Origin of the sequence: Streptomyces gobiensis (genome assembly GCF_021216675.1) — a bacterium.
GTDB lineage: Bacteria > Actinomycetota > Actinomycetes > Streptomycetales > Streptomycetaceae > Streptomyces > Streptomyces gobiensis.
Map to the genome: position 1 here is coordinate 2410474 of NZ_CP086120.1, position 14969 is coordinate 2425442.

At 70.4% G+C, this 14969-nt stretch carries 14 protein-coding genes; 9 read left to right on the forward strand and 5 right to left on the reverse strand.

Features of this window, described 5'->3' with window-relative positions; genetic code table 11:
• Positions 1-26: 26 nt before the first annotated feature.
• Positions 27-1937: a phosphatidylglycerol lysyltransferase domain-containing protein gene (locus test1122_RS11020; protein ID WP_232268996.1), complete on the reverse strand. Its 1911-nt coding sequence runs from the start codon at positions 1935-1937 to the stop codon at positions 27-29.
• Positions 1938-2028: 91 nt separating this feature from the next.
• Here test1122_RS11020 and test1122_RS11025 point away from each other — a divergent pair, with 91 nt between their 5' ends.
• Entirely contained in the window at positions 2029-3159 is a 1131-nt protein-coding gene (locus tag test1122_RS11025; protein WP_232268997.1) for an alpha/beta hydrolase, read from the forward strand.
• Here test1122_RS11025 and test1122_RS11030 read toward each other — a convergent pair.
• A complete protein-coding gene (locus tag test1122_RS11030) occupies positions 3149-3955 on the reverse strand; it encodes an alpha/beta fold hydrolase (protein WP_232268998.1) in 807 nt (268 codons plus the stop codon). The two genes, test1122_RS11025 and test1122_RS11030, sit on opposite strands and share 11 nt — an antisense overlap.
• A 56-nt stretch (positions 3956-4011) precedes the next feature.
• Positions 4012-5178 (reverse strand): ABC transporter ATP-binding protein, encoded by a 1167-nt coding sequence (locus tag test1122_RS11035; protein WP_232268999.1) that lies wholly within the window; start codon positions 5176-5178, stop codon positions 4012-4014.
• 55 nt (positions 5179-5233) lie between these two features.
• On the opposite strand from test1122_RS11035, the gene test1122_RS11040 reads away from it, so the two are divergent.
• The 4 genes from test1122_RS11040 to test1122_RS11055 all read left to right on the forward strand — a co-directional run bounded on the left by test1122_RS11040 (position 5234) and on the right by test1122_RS11055 (position 8585).
• Positions 5234-5911, forward strand: coding sequence for an ABC transporter permease (locus test1122_RS11040; protein ID WP_232269000.1), 678 nt, complete (start codon positions 5234-5236; stop codon positions 5909-5911).
• A 3-nt stretch (positions 5912-5914) separates the two neighbouring features.
• Positions 5915-6640 (forward strand): ABC transporter permease, encoded by a 726-nt coding sequence (locus test1122_RS11045; RefSeq protein WP_232269001.1) that lies wholly within the window; start codon positions 5915-5917, stop codon positions 6638-6640.
• A 38-nt stretch (positions 6641-6678) separates the two neighbouring features.
• Entirely contained in the window at positions 6679-7617 is a 939-nt protein-coding gene (locus test1122_RS11050) for an ABC transporter substrate-binding protein (RefSeq protein ID WP_232271863.1), read from the forward strand.
• Between the two features lie 83 nt (positions 7618-7700).
• Positions 7701-8585: a coiled-coil domain-containing protein gene (locus test1122_RS11055; protein WP_232269002.1), complete on the forward strand. Its 885-nt coding sequence runs from the start codon at positions 7701-7703 to the stop codon at positions 8583-8585.
• Between the two features lie 45 nt (positions 8586-8630).
• Here the strand turns inward: test1122_RS11055 and test1122_RS11060 are convergent, their stop codons facing one another.
• Positions 8631-9773, reverse strand: a complete 1143-nt coding sequence (locus tag test1122_RS11060; protein ID WP_232269003.1) for an NADH-quinone oxidoreductase subunit D — start codon at positions 9771-9773, stop codon at positions 8631-8633.
• An 80-nt stretch (positions 9774-9853) separates the two neighbouring features.
• On the opposite strand from test1122_RS11060, the gene test1122_RS11065 reads away from it, so the two are divergent.
• Complete coding sequence (locus test1122_RS11065; protein WP_422396964.1) at positions 9854-10408, forward strand: PH domain-containing protein; 555 nt, start codon at positions 9854-9856, stop codon at positions 10406-10408.
• A gap of 5 nt (positions 10409-10413) precedes the next feature.
• Positions 10414-11736, forward strand: coding sequence for a PH domain-containing protein (locus test1122_RS11070; RefSeq protein WP_338423529.1), 1323 nt, complete (start codon positions 10414-10416; stop codon positions 11734-11736).
• A 154-nt stretch (positions 11737-11890) separates the two neighbouring features.
• On the opposite strand, the gene test1122_RS11075 is transcribed toward test1122_RS11070, so the two are convergent.
• Positions 11891-12874, reverse strand: coding sequence for an SAM-dependent methyltransferase (locus tag test1122_RS11075; protein WP_232269006.1), 984 nt, complete (start codon positions 12872-12874; stop codon positions 11891-11893).
• Between the two features lie 119 nt (positions 12875-12993).
• Here test1122_RS11075 and test1122_RS11080 point away from each other — a divergent pair, with 119 nt between their 5' ends.
• Positions 12994-14205, forward strand: a complete 1212-nt coding sequence (locus test1122_RS11080; RefSeq protein ID WP_232269007.1) for a sensor histidine kinase — start codon at positions 12994-12996, stop codon at positions 14203-14205.
• Between the two features lie 62 nt (positions 14206-14267).
• Positions 14268-14954, forward strand: a complete 687-nt coding sequence (locus test1122_RS11085) for a response regulator (RefSeq protein ID WP_232269008.1) — start codon at positions 14268-14270, stop codon at positions 14952-14954.
• Positions 14955-14969 lie beyond the last annotated feature (15 nt).

The following is a 14969-nucleotide window of genomic DNA, read 5'->3' on the forward strand; positions in this document are numbered from 1 at the left end:
TGGGTTTCCCCGTATCCCTCCCCCAGCTACCGCTGGGAGGTGCCCCCACCTTCCCGGAAACCGGGGCTTCGCCCCGGGGCCCCGGGGTTTGCCGGTGCGGGCCGGTGGCCGGGTTGTGCCCACCAAGCGTCGCGAGCTCCGCCCCGGGGCTGGCCGGAGCGTCGTGGGGTTGGGGGGAGGGTTACGAAGCCTTCGGCCTGCATTGCGGCGAAGCCGATACGGGGAAGGTCGCGGGCGTGCCGGAAGACCAGGAAGCGCGGCTCCCAGCGCGGCTGGAACTTCGCGTTGAACTTGTACAGGGACTCGATCTGGAACCAGCGGGAGAGGAAGATCAGAAGCTTTCGCCACATCCGCAGCACCGGCCCGGCGCCCAGCCGCTCACCCCGGGCGAGCACCGCCCGGAACATCGCGAAGTTGAGCGAGACCTGCCTGATCCCCAGCCCCGGCGCGGCCTGTATCGCGGCCACGATCAGCAGCTCGTTCATCCCGGGGTCGGCGGACCGGTCCCGCCGCATCAGGTCCAGCGACATCCCGTCCCCGCCCCACGGGACAAAGTGGAGCACCGCTTTCAGCTCGCCCGCCAGGTGCGCGGTGGCCACGACACAGTCCCCGTCGGCCGGGTCGCCGACCCGGCCGAGTGCCATGGAGAAGCCCCGCTCGGTCTCAGTGCCGCGCCAGGTGTCGGCGGCCGTACGGACCTGGGCCAGCTCCTCGGCGTCCAGCTCGCGCACCCGGCGCACCCGGGTCTCGTAACCGGCCCGCTCAATGCGCTTGACCATCTGCCGTACGTTCCGCATGCCCCGCCCGGCGAGGGTGAAGGAGGCCACCTCGACGACCGCCTCGTCGCCCAGCTCCAGGGCGTCCAGACCGGTCTCCCGGGTCCACACATGGCCGCCGGTCTCCGAGCAGCCCATCACCGCCGGGGTCCAGGAGTGCGCGCGGGCCAGCGCCATGAACCTGTCGATCGCGCCCGGCCAGGCCTCCACATCGCCCACAGGGTCGCCGCTGGCCAGCATCACTCCGCTCACCACCCGGTAGCAGACGGCCGCCTTGCCGGACTCGGAGAAGACCACGCTCTTGTCCCGGCGCAGGGCGAAGTGGCCCAGCGAGTCCCGGCCGCCGTGCCGGGCCAGCAGCCCGCGCAGCCGTTCTTCGTCCTCGGCGGTCAGCCGGGCGGCCGGGTGGTGCGGCCGGAAGGCGAGATACGCGGTGGTGATGGCGGTCAGCAGCCCGAGCGCGCCCAGCGAGTAGGCGACGGTGTCCGAGGCACGCCCGGCGTAGGACACCGGCCCCTCAAAGCCGAAGAGACCCCACAGCACATGCTGGAGCCGTTCCCCGAGCCCCGGGTCACCGGTGATCCGGTTCGGGTGCGCCCCCACGATGACCAGCCCGAGGGCAAGGCTGCCACCGCCCAGAACCAGGAAGTTGACGGCCGCCCGCCACCGGCCGCGCGGATCGGGGAGCGCGGCGAACTCCCGGCGGTGCCGCAGCAGCGGCCACAGCAGGGCGAGGCAGAGCAGGGTCCCGATGACCGAGTGCCGGTAGAGCAGCTGGGCGGCCGCGCCGACGGGCACCAGCACCACGGCCGCCGCCCAGGCGCGCCGCTTACCGCGCTTGAGGCCATGGGCAAGGATCAGCAGCAGCACGCCGACCACGATGGAGGCGGCCGCGGCGAGTGAGCAGACGGTGCCGGGCAGCACCTCGGCAAGGTCGTGCATACGGCTGCGGCGGAGCCCGGGGAAGATCCCGGAGACCAGGTTGAGCAGCCCGATGAGCCCACAGGCCGTGCCGACGACGGTGGGGATGGCGGCGGGCCGCGGCCCGCGCGGCAGCCAGCGAGGGCGCTGAGGCCGCGTCGATTCAGAAGTCGATTCAGAAACCGGTGCCGGTGCCGGAGCGACCGATGCGGTTCTTTCACTCTCTACTTTGACTGACATCCCGTTCCCGTCGCCCCACCGAACGCATTACTGCGCATAAGACGTGAATTCGGATGAACAGGTTGCCCCTTTCTCAGGAAGTGCACGGTTCATGGGTCTCACCAGCAACAAGGTGCTCGCGTTGGCCATCTTCGCGGCCGTGCTGCTGTTCATCGCCACCATCTGGCTGTGGCCGAAGCTCTCCCGTAACAGCGTCCGCAGCATCCTGGGACGAATCGGACTCGTACTGGGGACCCAGCTCGCGATCTTCGCCACCGTCGGGCTGCTGGCCAACAACGCCAATGGCTTCTACGCCAGCTGGTCCGACCTCAAGGCGGATCTCTTCGGCGTCGAACGGCCGAAGGGCACCGTCACGGAGTACAACTCCGACGGCAAGCCGCTTCAGGTGCGGGGCCAGCGGAGCCTTCGCGTCAGGCACGGCGCCGACCCGGCGAAGGCGGGCCGCATCGACGAGGTGCGGATCAACGGCCTCCGGAGCGGTATCAGCTCACCCGCGCTGGTCTATCTGCCGCCGCAGTACTTCCAGCGGGGGTACGAGAGAAAGAACTTCCCGGCGGCGGTGGTGCTCACCGGCTACCCGGGCACCACGGAGAACCTGATCACCCGGCTGCGTGTCCCCCAGACCGCGTCAGCCCATATCCAGGCGGGCAGGCTGCAGCCGACCATCCTGGTCATGATGCGGCCGACCCTCATCCCGGGCCGGGACACAGAGTGCGTGGACGTCCCGGACGGGCCGCAGACCGAGACCTTCTTCACCCGGGACGTACGCGGCGCGGTGTCCACCCACTACCGAGTGGGGGACAAGGCCGAGAACTGGGGGATCATGGGCAACTCAACGGGTGGCTACTGCGCCCTGAAGATGACCATGCGCCACCCGGACGCCTTCTCCACCGGCGTCGGCCTCTCCGCCGACTACAAGGCCCCCCGCGACTCGCAGACCGGCGACCTGTTCGGCGGCAGCAAGCGGCTGGAGAACGAGAACAACCTGACCTGGCGACTGGACAACCTCCCACCGCCGCCGGTCAGTGTGCTGGTCACCAGCAGCAGGCAGGGCGAGAAGAACTACGCGGCGACCCGGGCCTTCATCAAGAAGGCAGCCGTCAATCAGCCGCCGCTGAAGATCGCTTCGATCATCCTCGACAGCGGCGGCCACAACTTCTCCACCTGGGGCCGCGAACTGGCCCCCGCCCTGGACTGGATGGGCGAGCGGCTCAGGGCGTAAGACGATCCTCGCGGTCCCCGCGATCCCCGTGGTCCCCGCGCAGGAACTCCTCGATGGCCTGGATGAGTTCCAGCGGGGTCTCATCGGCCGGGTAGTGCCCGGCGCAAGGGAGCTCGACCAGATCGATCCGCTTGTACCACCGCAGCCATGTCTGCCGCATCACCTCGGCGTTCAGCGCCGGATCACGCCCGCCCACCACCACCCGGGTGGGCACGGCCGCCCCCTGAACATCGGTGTGGAAGTCCTCCAGGGCCCAGGAGTTCAGCCACTGCCGGAAGGCCTTGGCGTCACTGCGCTCGAGGGACTGCCGCAGCATCCGGTCCAGATAGGCGTCCGGCCGCTGACCGCCGGTCGTCAGGTCGAGGATCGCGCGCCGGTTCTCCGGCCGCTCGGCGGCTCCCTCGAACAGCTCCCACTGCGCGCCCTCCATCGGCACCCCGCTCGCGGGCACCGGAGCGATACCGACCAGCCTCCGCACCCGCTCGGGAGCCGCCACCATGACCCGCTGGATCACCGCACCGCCCATCGAGTGCCCCAGCAGCGAGAACCGCTCCCAGCCCAACTCATCGGCGAGCGCCAGCACATCGCGAGCCGCCTGACTGGTCGTATACGGCCCGGAGGCGTCCCGGGCCGCACCGTATCCCCGCAGATCGACGACGGCGTAACTGAATGACCGCCGGTCCACATCCGGCAGCACGGCAGCGTACGCACCACGGTCGGCGAACCACCCATGCACCGCGATCACCCGGTGCGGACCATCACCAACGACCTCGTGAGGGAGCAGTAAAGAAGTCATGCGCTCAAGGATCGAAGCCCCGGCGTCCACCCCGCAAGACCGCCCAACTGGCGGGGTCAGCCGCCCGGCACGGTCTGGATGTCGGTGTCCTCGCGGCGTACGCCCTGCTCGTCGGCGTCGATGGAGCGGCGCAGTGCCTCGTGCAGCCGGGCCGGGGTCAGTACGCCTTCGAAGTGGTCGCCGTCCAGAATGGCGATCCAGCCCGCGTCGTGCTGGAGCATGGTGCTGAACGCCTGTTTGAGGGAGGCGCCCAGGGGGAGCCAGGCCTCCATACGGCGGGCGTGGGTGCGGACCGGGGCGGCCGGGTCCGCCGCCGCGGCGACCTCTTCCGCGGCGACCCAGCCGTGCAGAGCGTCCGCGTCGTCCAGGACGACCGCCCAGCGGGCGCCGTCGGTACGCATCCGGGTGGCCGCCTTGTCGAGGCGGTCGTTCAGCCGGACGACCGGTGGCTGCTCCAGATCGCCGCTCTCGACCGGGGTGACCGAGAGCCGCTTCAGGCCGCGGTCCGCGCCGACGAAATCGGCGACATACGGGGTGGCCGGGGCGCCCAGCACCTTCGCGGGCGGGTCGAACTGCTCGATCCGGCCGGCACCGTATACGGCGATACGGTCGCCGAGCCGTACCGCCTCCTCCATGTCATGGGTGACGAACAGGACCGTCTTGCGGACCTCGGCCTGGAGGCGCAGAAACTCACTCTGGAGGTGTTCGCGGACGACCGGGTCGACCGCGCCGAAGGGCTCGTCCATGAGGAGGACGGGCGGATCGGCGGCCAGCGCACGGGCCACACCGACGCGTTGCCGCTGGCCGCCGGAGAGCTGGTCCGGGTAGCGGTCGCCGTATACGGAGGGGTCGAGGCCGACCAGTTCGAGCAGTTCGGCGGCGCGCTCGCGGCCCTTGGCCCGCCGCCAGCCCAGCAGCTGCGGAACGGTCGCGGTGTTGTCCAGGACCGTCTTGTGCGGGAAGAGACCGACCTGCTGGATGACATAGCCGATCCGGCGGCGCAGCTTCACCGGATCACTGGCGGCGATGTCCGCACCGTCCAGCAGGATGCGCCCCTGGGAAGGGTCGGTCAGCCGGTTGACCATCTTCATCGTGGTCGTCTTGCCGCATCCGGACGGCCCGACGAGCGTCACCAGCTCGCCCTTCGCCACCTCGAAGGACAGATCGTCCACGGCGATGGTGCCGTCGCCGTAGCGCTTGGTGACGTGCTCAAACCGGATCATCGCGCCATTGTGTCAGTGCTGGGGATTGTCAGTGCTGAAGGTTAGGGTCGCGGGCGTGACTTCGAAAGGATGTCTGAGCGCCAACGACTGGGTCTGCGGAGAATATGTCCGCAGCCGTGGTGAGGAGCTGGCCGACGCGACGGTGCAGCATGTGGGGATCACCGCCGTCTCCGTGCTGCTCGGGCTGCTGCTCGCCTTTCCGCTGGCACTGCTCGCGCGCCGCTGGCGAGTGGCGGCCGGGCCGGTGCTGGGGATGACCACCGTGCTCTACACCGTGCCGTCGCTGGCCATGTTCGCGCTGCTGATGCCGGTCTTCGGGGTCTCCGTGTCGGTGGTCATAGGCGGTCTGGTGCTCTACTCGCTGACCGTGCTCGTACGGAACATCCTCGCGGGTCTGGAGGCCGTGCCCGCCGAGGCGCGGGAAGCGGCGCGGGGCATGGGGTACGGCCCGGGAAGGCTGCTGTTCAGTGTTGAACTGCCGCTCGCGGTGCCCGCGTTGATGGCCGGGGTGCGTATCGCGACCGTGTCGGCCGTCTCCCTGACCACGGTTGGCGCGATCGTCGGCTATGGCGGGCTGGGCAATCTCATCTACAGCGGCATGGAGAGCTTCTTCAAGACCGAGGTGCTGACCGCCTCGGTGATCTGTGTGGTGCTGGCGGTGCTCGCCGATGTGCTGCTGCTGGGCGTACAGCGGCTGCTGACGCCCTGGGCCCGGGCCGGAAAGGCGGCCTGACCGATGGGGGCGATGGTGGACGCCTGGTCCTGGCTGACCACCGGTGCGCACTGGACCGGGACCGGCGGGATCGGGCAGCGGCTGGGCGAGCATGTCTTTCTGACGGTGGTGTGTCTGGCGGTCGCGTGCGCCATCGCGCTTCCCGTGGCGCTGTGGCTCGGCCATATCGGCCGGGGCGGCGCGCTGGCCATCAATATCTCCAACGCCGGGCGAGCGGTGCCCACTTTCGCGGTGCTGGTGCTGCTGACGCTCAGCCCGCTGGGCAGATACGCCCTCTGGCCCACGCTGATCGCGCTGATCCTCTTCGCGATTCCACCGCTGCTGACGAACGCGTATGTGGGGATGCGGGAGGCCGACCGCGATGTGGTGGAGGCGGCGCGCGGGATGGGGATGTCGGGTGGCCAGCTGTTGTGGCGGGTTGAACTCCCGCTGGCCTTCGCGCTGGTCATGACCGGTATCCGCGCTGCGGCGGTACAGGTGGTGGCGACGGCGACGCTGGCCGCCCTGCCCGGCGGCGGTGGGCTGGGCCGGATCATCACAGCAGGCTTCAACACCTACAACACGCCGCAGGTAGTGGCCGGTGCGGTGCTGGTCGCCGTGCTGGCACTGGCCGTCGAGGCGGCCTTGGTTCTGGCAGACCGGGCGCTGGATCCGATGCGGCGGCGCGCACGAGCGGTACGTGAGCCCGAGCCCGACACGGCTCCGGTGCCGGTGGGGGTGGCGTCATGAGAGACGTCAGGAGAGGAGTATCCGTGAAGAGGACCCGTATGCGCTGTGCGGCGGCGGTCACCGTAACGGTGCTGGCCGCAGGCCTGACCGCGTGTGGTGGTGAGAGCCTGGAGAAGGCGGGAGGGAGCGGCAAGGGCACCCTGGTGGTGGGGTCGGCCGGGTTCACCGAATCGGAGATCATGGCGCAGCTCTACGCCATGATGCTGTCCGACGCCGGTTATCAGACCAAGGTGCAGAAGCTCGCCAACCGTGAGCTGTATGAACCCGCCCTGGAGAAGGGCGAGATCGATGTCGTACCCGAATATGCCGCTACGCTCGCCGAATTCCTCAACGCCAAGGTGAACGGCGCGAAGGCCGCCGCCGAGAAGCCCGTCGCTTCCAGTGATGTCGACAAAACCGTTAAGTCGTTGACGAAACTCGCCCAGCCCCGGGGTCTCACGGTTCTGGCGGCCGGTGACGCCGTCGATCAGAACGCCTTCGCGGTGACCAAGGAATTCGCCAAGAAGTACGAGCTGGATACGCTGTCCGATGTCGGCGAGGCCAATCTGAAGATCAAGTTGGCGGCCGGGGACGAGTGCCCGGAGCGGCCCTTCTGCCAGCCGGGACTGGAGAAGACCTACGGTATCGAGGTCACCGAGGTCGACCCCAAGGGCGTCGGCACGGTACCGGCCAAGCAGTCGGTGAAGGACGGCACCAACGACATGGTGCTCACCACCACAACGGACGCCACGCTCGATGAATTCGGGCTCGTCCTGCTGGCCGATGACAAGAGCCTCCAGAATGCCGACAATGTGCTGCCCGTCGTGAACACCAGGGACGCGGGCGATGACGAGATCGCTCATGCGCTCGGCAAGCTCACCCGGGTACTGACCACCAAAGATCTCACCGAGCTGAACCGTAAGGTGGCCGCGGAGCGGCAGAAGGCAAAGGATGTCGCTGAGGAGTATCTGAAGTCAAAGGGTCTGCTTGGGGACTAGGGCTGTCGCCAATGCGTAACCACCGGGGAACAGTTTGCCAGGCACCCTCCCCCGGGCCTGCCACTCACGGTAAGTTTCAGGCCATGCCACGAGGACGCCATCGCCATTCGCCGCCCCTGCACAGGCTGCTCGCACCGTCGGCCATAGCGGCCGTCGCGTTGGCCTGTGCGGGCAGCGCCTGGCTGGTCGGCGGCGGGCTCGGACAGGCCGACGCGCTGGTGCTGCGCGGCCTCAGTGGTGGGGCCGCGGTCGCCGCCGTGACCGGGGCGGTGCTGATGCGCCGCTGGGACCGGGCGGCCGGTCGCCGGGTCGGCGCTGTCAGGGCGGCCAAGGCGCGCCTTGAATGGCGGCTGGAAGAGCGGCAGGCCGAGCTGGAGACGGACTTGGAGGAGTCCGAGGAGATGCGCGGCAAGCTGGAGGACAAGCTCCGTGAGCGCCGCGAAGAGCTGAACCAGCTGCGTACGGAGCATGCCGCGCTGCTGCGGCGGTACGCGCACGCCGAGACCGAGCGGGCCAGCGCGTTGGAGGGGCGGCGGCAGTTGGCCATAGCGGCTGGGGAACCGGCCAAGGAGCTGACCGCTGAGGCCACCGACCACCGTGCGGCCTCGGGCGCGCCGACCTCGCTCACCTACCGTCAGGCGGACGAGGCGCTGCGGAATCTGCGGCGTAACGCCGCGCGTCAGCGGGAGCGCGAGCAGGAGCAAGAGCAGGAACCGGAACGAGAGCCGGAACCGGGGCAGGAGCCGGGCCCGGAGCACGGGGAGACCGCGGCGCCGGAGGGGCCCGAGGGCGGCTTCAGCTTTTTCGGGTCTCAGCCGCGGCTGCCACAGCCGCCGAAGGAGCCCGCCCCGGTGAAGGCCGCCCCGGTGAAGGCCGAGCCCGCGAAGCCCGCCGCCCCGGAGGTGCCGCGTCAGCCCGCCCGGCCCCGTCCCAACGCGGCCGGCAAGGTCATCGACCTCGCCGGTTAGCCAGCCCCGGTCCCGCCGCCCGCACTTGTCGGTTCACTCGTCGGTTCACTTGTCGATATCGCCGACGACGAAGTAGAACGACCCCAGGATGGCCACCATGTCGGCAACCAGCGTCCCCGGCAGCAGCTGGCTCAGCGCCTGGATGTTGTTGTACGAGGCCGAGCGCAGCTTCAGCCGGTAAGGGGTCTTCTCACCCTTGGAGACCAGGTAGTAACCGTTCAGACCGAGCGGGTTCTCGGTCCAGGCATAGGTCGCCCCCTCCGGCGCCTTGAGTACCTTGGGCAGCCGCTGGTTGATGGGCCCCGGCGGCAGTTCGGCCAGCCGGTCCAGGCAGGCGTCGGCGAGGTCCAGGGAGTTGTGGGTCTGGCCCAGCAGTACCTCGAAGCGGGCCAGGCAGTCGCCGCTGTCCCGGGTGATGACCTTCAGGGTGTCCTGGAGGTCCCCGTACGCCAGATAGGGCTCATCGCGGCGCAGATCGAAGTCGACCCCCGAAGCGCGGGCGATCGGCCCGCTGACCCCGTACGCGTGGACCGTCTCCGGCGCCAGCACCCCGACGCCCTGGGTCCGTCCCCGGAAGATCTCATTGCCCAGGACGAGATTGTCGTAGATGTCCATCCGGGAACGCACCTCGGCGATCACCGCCCGCGCCCGGCCCAGCCAGCCCGCCGGCAGATCCTCCTTGAGGCCGCCGACCCGGTTGAACATGTAGTGCATCCGGCCGCCGGAGATCTCCTCCATGACGTGCTGAAGATCCTCCCGCTCCCGGAAGGCGTGGAAGATCGGCGTGATGCCGCCCAGCTCCAGCGGATAGGAGCCGAGGAACATCAGATGGTTGAGCACCCGGTTCAGCTCGGCCAGCAGCGTCCGCGTCCATACCGCCCGCTCCGGCACCTCCATACCGAGCATCCGCTCGACGGCGATGACGACACCCAGCTCATTGGAGAAGGCGGAGAGCCAGTCATGCCGGTTGGCGAGCACGATGATCTGACGGTAGTCGCGGGCCTCGAACAGTTTCTCGGCGCCCCGGTGCATATAGCCGATGACGGGCTCGGCGGCGCTGATCCGCTCGCCGTCCAGGACCAGCCGCAGCCGCAGCACACCGTGCGTGGAGGGATGCTGCGGGCCGATGTTGAGCACCATGTCTGTGCTTTCGGCCGCGCCTCCGATACCGACAGTCGTCTCCGTCATGCTCTTAGTCTGGCAGCTGCCTCGCTGGCATCCTCCCTCGGTCGGAGCCATGAGCTGCGGCAGGCGCTTACGCTGGGCCTATGCGGCAGCTATCAGGGGGCGACCCCCCTCCAGGGCAAGAGGGGCGGCAAGAGGGGCCAGCGGCCCCGGGTGAAACCGTGCCGCCGGGGGAAGCGGTGCGGTGGCGGGGGGTGGAGCGTGCGCTGCTGCGGATGCGCAGAGCCGTACTGCTGGCGGCGACGGCCGTCGTGGTCACCGTCGTCGCGGCGGTGCTGGGTCCGCTGGCCGGTCCGGCGTGGGTCCTCTGGGCGCTGATTCCGCTGGCGATAGCGGGCTGGGGCTGGTTCGCGCTCGGCCGTAACTGGCGGTCCTGGCGGTATGCCGAGCGCGCGGACGATCTGCTGATCAGCCGTGGCGTGCTGTGGCGGGAGCTGACCGTGGTGCCGTACGGCCGGATGCAGCTGGTCGAGGTCACCTCGGGGCCGCTGGAGCGGCAGTACGGGCTGGCCCGGCTGCAACTGCACACCGCGGCCGCCGCCACCGACGCGGCCATCCCCGGGCTGGTGCCCGCCGAGGCCGAGCGGCTGCGGGACCGGCTCACCGAGCTGGGCGAGGCCCGTTCGGCGGGGCTGTGATCGCGGTGAACCGCGTGGTCCCGGAACGGCCGGAGGGCAACCGGCTGCACCCCATCACCCCCTGGCGGCGGGCCTGGGCGCCGATCGCCGCGCTGGTCGTCTTCGCAATACAGGACTTCCAGCGCACCCGGGAGTGGATCACCGGGCTCACCGTCGGCTGGCTGATCGTGGCCTTCCTGGTGCTGCTGCCGGTGGCCGCCGCGTACGGCTTCCTCTCCTGGTGGGTGACCAGCTACCAGGTCACCCACACCGAGCTGCGCATCCGCACCGGGCTGCTCTTCCGCCGGGTCGCGCATATCCGGCTGGACCGGATCCAGGCCATCGATGTCACCCGGCCGCTGCTGGCCCGGGTCGCCGGGGTCGCCAAGCTCAAGCTGGATGTGGTCGGCACCAAGGACAAGGACGAGCTGGCCTTCCTGGGCGAGGCGGACGCCGTCGCGCTCCGCGCCGAGCTGCTGGCCCGCGCCGCCGGGATCGCCCCCGAGGCGGCACCGCAGGCAGGCGAGGCCCCGGAACGGCAGCTGGCCCATGTGGGGCCCCAGATGCTGACGGTCGCCCTGCTGCTGATGGGCACCGGCTGGGGCTTCCTGGCCGCGACGGTGCTGGGGCCGCTGCTGATGTGGTGGTGGACCGGCAGCATCGCCGCGGCCATCGTCACCGGTATCCCGATGCTCGGCGGCGCCTGGGTGGCCACCCTGGGCCGCTATCTCACCGAGTACGACTGGAAGGTCGCCGAGTCACCGGACGGGCTGCGGCTCGACCACGGGCTGCTGGACCGTGAGCACGCCACGGTGCCGCCGGGCCGGGTGCAGTCCGTACGGATACTCGAGCCGCTGCTGTGGCGGCGGCGCGGCTGGGTCCGGGTGGAGCTCGCGGTGGCGGGCGGCCACCTGGAGTCCACCGTGCTGCTTCCGGTCGCCGAGCGGGAGGTCGCGGCCGGGGTGCTGGCCCAGGTGCTGCCCGGCGTCGATCTGGCGGCCGCCGCCAAGGTGGCGGCCCCGGTGCCACGGCGGGCGCGCTGGGCGGTGCCGGTCTGGTGGCGCGGTTACGGGCATGGGGTGACCGATTCCGTCTTCGTCACCCGGCGGGGGCTGCTGCGCCGGGAGATGACCCTGGTGCCGCACGCCAAGGTGCAGAGCGTACGGCTCACCCAGGGCCCCTGGATACGGAAGCTGGGCCTGGCCGACGTGCATGTGGACCACGGTGCGAATGGCTCGACGGCGGCGCGGCTGCGGGACGCGGATGAGGCGTACGCGGTGGTCTCGGCCCAGGCGGAGCGCTCCCGCACGGGCCGCCGGGAGGCCCGCCCGGAACGCTGGCTGACGTAGCCGGGTGTGTTCTTCCCCAACCCCGCCCCTTCCCGAAACCGGGGCTTTGCCCCGGACCCCAGTCCTCAATCGCCGGACGGGCTCGATTTCGAGCCCGTCCGGCGATTGAGGACGAATTCGGGAAGGGGCGGGTTAGGGGAGTACACCCCCGGTCTCAGCCCAAGGGGCTGCGGATGCCCACCGGCTCCACTAGCCACGTATGCGCGCCCAGCCCGGCCGGATCGACCAGCTCCGCCACCTCGCCCGCGTGGCTCAGCGCACGCAGATAGCCCGCCGGATCGGCGGACGCCATGGCCAGCGGCGGCCGCCCGCCATTGACGCCCAGCGCCCGCAGCGCGTCGCGCTGGGGGCGCAGCACCGCACCATCCCCGGCGCAGGCGTCCAGCGCGACATGGGCCGTCAGATCGCACGACCCGTCCGGCACCGGGCGCACCACGTACCCGTCCCGGTAGCCGGTCAGTGTGCCGAAGGGCGGCCGGGTCGCGGCCGTATGGGCGTAGTCGACGGCGACCGCCAGGCCACGCTCCACCGACGACACGGCCTGCCGCCACGCGGCGTCCCGGGGGCGGCCGATCTCCGCCCGCATCCCCGGCTCGGGGCGCCGTGGGGTGGGGTACCAGTCGGCGAGCCACCGCGCGTCCGCGCCCTCGACCGGCTCGCCCAGCCGCTCGGCGCCATCGGCCGGGCGGACCAGGACCCGGCGCCACACCCCTTCCCCGTCCGTCTCGGCGACCTCACACGGGACGTTGTCCAGCCACTCATTGGCGAACAGCAGACCCGTCACCCCGGCGGGGATCTCCGCACTCCACTCGATCCGGGGATCCAGCCCGCCCGGCCGGGCGGCCCGTTCCACGGCATACGGCCGCAACCGCTCGGCGACGGCGCCGGGCAGCCCGTCCAGCACCCCGGCCAGCAGCTCCCCACGTCCCGCCCCGACATCGACGAACGCCAGCCCATCCGGCTCGCCCAGCGCCTTGTCAACCTGGCACAGCAGGGCGGCGACGGCGGTCGCGTACTGCGGAGAAGCGTGCACGGACGTGCGGAAGTGGGCGCTGGGCGCCTCTCGTACGAAGAAGCCCTCCGGGCCGTACAGCGCCTGCTCCATGGCTGCCTGCCAGCCGCTCCACTCGCTCTCCACGGAAGCAACGTTACGTGGGAGCGCTGGGCCGGTCTCCACCTTGCGGAGTATGCGGGGGGAGTGGGGATCGACCGTCCGGTTGACCCGTGCACGTACTACGTCTGCCTACGCTGGGTTACGTGAACCGGCTCTATGAGTTCCTCCGCAGGCATCCCACCGGGGTCGATGCCTCCTGGGCTCTGGTCCTGCTGATGTTCTCGGCGCTGTGGCTGCTGTCCAGCGAGGCGGCAATGCAGGCCGACAGCGAGCTGGAGCACCTCGCCGGTATCCCCGTCTCGCTCGCCCTGTGCACCGTGGTGACACTGCGCCGCCGGTATCCCCAGCCCATGCTGCTGCTGGCCACCGCGGCGGGCCTGGCCCAGCTGGCCGTGGGCATCCTGGTGGTCCCCGCCAACTTCGCCCTGTTGGTGATCGTCTTTACGGTCGCCTCCCGCACCGTCCGCTGGGCGTCCCGTTACGCCCTGGTCGCCTCCCTGGTGGCGCCCACCCTCGCCACACTGCGCTTCTCGGAGACCGAGCCGGGCTCATTGGAGGCCGTCTTCGCCACGGTCTTTCTGACCGTCTGCTTCCTGCTCGCCTGGGTGCTCGGCGACTCGCTGCGCACCCGCCGCGCCTACTACGCCCAGCTGGAGGAGCGCGCCGCCCGGCTGGAGAAGGAGCGGGAGGCCCAGTCCAAGGTCGCGGTCGCCGCTGAGCGCGCCCGGATCGCCCGGGAGCTGCACGATGTGGTCGCGCACAATGTCTCCGTGATGGTCGTCCAGGCCGATGGCGCCGCGTATGTCCTGGACTCCTCGCCCGAACAGGCCAAGCAGGCCCTGGAGACCATCTCCGGCACCGGCCGCCAGGCCCTCGCCGAGATGCGCCGCCTGCTGGGCGTGCTGCGTACCGGTGAGGCCGCCGAGGGCGGCGAGTACGTTCCGCAGCCCGGCGTCGAGCAGCTCGCCGACCTGATCGAGCAGGTACGCGGGGCGGGCCTGCCCGTCGACTTCAAGATCGAGGGCACCCCGCGCCCGCTGCCCAGTGGTGTCGAGTTGACCGCCTACCGCATCGTGCAGGAAGCGCTGACCAACACCCGCAAGCACGGCGGTCCCGATGTCGGCGCCACGGTCCGGCTCACCTACGGCGACCAGGAGCTGGCCCTGCTCGCCGAGGACGACGGCCGTGGCTCCCAGCAACAGCTGTATGAGGACGGCGGCGCGGACCGCCAGGGCCATGGGCTGATCGGCATGCGTGAGCGCATCGGCATGGTCGGCGGCAGCCTGAAGGCGGGCCCCCGCCCCGGCGGCGGCTTCCGGATCAGTGCGGCGCTGCCCCTCAGGGGCGCCGACTGACGTACAGAAGAGACGCACAGGACGTACAGAAAGACGTACAGAAGGACAGAGAGGACCCGAACATGACCGTCCGCGTGATGCTCGTCGACGACCAGGCGCTGCTGCGCACCGGCTTCCGTATGGTGCTGGCCGCTCAGCCGGATATGGAGGTCGTCGCCGAGGCCGGGGACGGTGCGGAGGCGCTGGACATCCTGCGGGCCACCGCCGTCGATGTGGTCCTGATGGATATCCGGATGCCGAATATGGACGGCGTCGAGGCCACCGGCCGCATCTGCGAGGGCGGCCAGGGCGGGCCGGGCAACCCCAAGGTGCTGATACTCACCACCTTTGACCTCGACGAATACGCCTTCGCCGCGCTCAAGGCCGGGGCCAGCGGCTTTATGCTCAAGGACGTGCCGCCGGGCGAGCTGCTCGCCGCTATCCGCGCCGTGCACAGCGGCGACGCGGTGGTCGCACCGACGACCACGAGGCGGCTGATCGACCGCTTCTCGCCGATGCTTCCGGCCAGCGCCAGCGAGCCGCAGTCCAAGGAGCTGCGACGGCTCACCGAGCGGGAGCGCGAGGTGCTGCTGCTGGTCGCCCAGGGCATGTCCAACGGTGAGATCGCCGGACACCTGGTGCTCTCCGAGGCGACGGTCAAGACCCATGTCGGCCGCATCCTCACCAAACTGGAGCTCCGCGACCGCGTCCAGGCCGTGGTCCTGGCCTACGAAACCGGCCTGGTCCGCGCAGGCGGCACGGCTTCTTAACGGCCACTTCGGACC